Source organism: Kitasatospora sp. NPDC004799 (assembly GCF_040609095.1).
Taxonomy (GTDB): Bacteria; Actinomycetota; Actinomycetes; order Streptomycetales; family Streptomycetaceae; genus Kitasatospora.
Genome location: NZ_JBEXJK010000847.1, coordinates 1 through 1,042 on the forward strand (window position 1 = coordinate 1; position 1,042 = coordinate 1,042).

At 77.2% G+C, this 1,042-nt stretch carries 2 protein-coding genes; both read right to left on the minus strand.

The features are described 5' to 3' along the window. Window positions 1–148: 148 nt before the first annotated feature. A complete protein-coding gene (locus tag ABZW03_RS41250) occupies window positions 149–631 on the minus strand; it encodes a YbaK/EbsC family protein (protein ID WP_355270061.1) in 483 nt (160 codons plus the stop codon). 7 nt (window positions 632–638) lie between these two features. Further along, window positions 639–1,042: alpha-isopropylmalate synthase regulatory domain-containing protein (locus ABZW03_RS41255; RefSeq protein WP_355270062.1), on the minus strand; the 404-nt coding region annotated here is incomplete at its 5' end.

Below are 1,042 nucleotides of genomic sequence, written 5' to 3' on the forward strand. Positions count from 1 at the left end.
GGCTGAGGCGCGTGGTCTCGGTGGTCGCGGTGGAGTCGGTGGAACGGGGGACGAAGAGGATGCGGACAGGGGTGAACCGGGCGTGGTGACGTACGAGCGCGCCGTCGGCCGACCCGAGGAGCCCGAACGGCCCGAGGAGTCCCGGCGGTTACTCCGCCGCCACCGTGGCCGGCGTCCCGCCGGTGACGGCCAGCAGCTCCCGGTAGGTCATCGGCACGACGGTGTGCGGGTGCCCGGCGGCGGCCCAGAGCACCTCGTACCCTTCGAGCGCCGTGTCGACCACCGTGCGCAGCCGCGCCGGGTGGCCGGTCGGGGCGACGCCGCCGATGGCCTGGCCGGTGGCCTCCCGGACCTGGGCGGCGGTGGCGCGCTCGATCGGACCGGTGCCCAACTGCCCGGCCAGGTGGGCGGTGTCGACCCGGTGGGCACCGCTGGTCATCACCAGCAGCGGCGCACCGTCGCAGACGAACACCAGGCTGTTCGCGATGGCGCCGACCTCGCAGCCGAGCGCGGCGGCGGCCTCGGCGGCGGTGCGGGCGGAGTCGGGCAGGACGCGGATCTCGCCGGGGACGCCGGCCGCCGTCAGCGCCTCGGCGACGGCCTGACTACGGGTGGGGAGGGAGGATGTCATCGGCCCATCATGCCTTCCGTACCGGCACGGTCGCGCCCCGGGCGGCGCGCCCGACGGCGCTCAGCACCGCCCGGACGCCCGCGGTGAGCACCGAGGCGTCCCGTCCGACGCCCCACACCACCCGGCCGTCCGGACCGCCCACCCGCGCCTCCACGTACGCGACCGCGTCCCGCCCGGAGCCGACCGCGTGCTCGCTGAAGGAGAGGATCTCCGCCCCCACCGCGTCGGCCACCGCGTCCAGCGGCCCGGCGCCGGTGCCCTCGCGGCCGTCGACCTCGGCCCGGTCGTCGCCGACCCGCCACCGCCGGCCGGCGCCCGCGTCCAGGTACTCGGCCCGGAACAGCCCGTACAGCTCCTCGGCCGTCATCTCCCGGCCGCTGTCGTCGGTGGCCTCCTGCACCACCCGCGCGA